Genomic DNA, 574 nt, shown 5'->3' with positions numbered 1-574 from the left:
CTGTTAAGTGATTGTTTTTTATGAATTAATGCTTTGATGGCATTGGCCTGGCATTGATTAGTTTTTATCTTTTTTGAGGTTTTTTGTGTAATGAACAGTGTTGTTTTTCAATAAATTGCGATAATGATTGGATCTAAAATTGATTCGGTTCGTTATGCTGCAAAGGCATAGCAATGTTGAATTTCGAATTAAGATGATTTCGCTCAGGAGTTTGTTTACACTAGTTGAAAATACATCTTTAACCGCACTACCTAGTCCTACGACTGGGTGGGCTTTTTATTGTCCAAAGACCCATTTGGGCTTGAGGTTACATAATGGAAAAAGTTCCAATGACACTACGTGGCGAACAAATGCTACGTACAGAACTAGAACGTCTACTTAAGCTACGTCCTCAAATTTCAGAAGCGATTGCTGAAGCACGAGAACTAGGTGATTTGAAGGAAAATGCTGAATATCATGCCGCTCGAGAAGAGCAGGGTATTTGTGAAGCACAAATCCGTGACATTGAATATAAGCTATCTGTTGCGCAAGTAATTGATGTAACTAAAATGGAAAACACTGGCAAGGTTATCTT

The 574-nt window shown here is 37.5% G+C and carries 1 pseudogene; it reads left to right on the top strand.

What is annotated here, in order from left to right:
* Positions 1-314: 314 nt before the first annotated feature.
* Positions 315-574 (top strand): annotated as a pseudogene (gene greA / locus R7E78_RS28855) (transcription elongation factor GreA); the annotation flags it as partial.

The sequence above is a fragment of the Vibrio sp. YT-19(2023) genome, from assembly GCF_033337395.1.
Note: the sequence above shows the minus strand (reverse complement) of the source record. Positions and strands in the feature narration are given on the sequence as shown.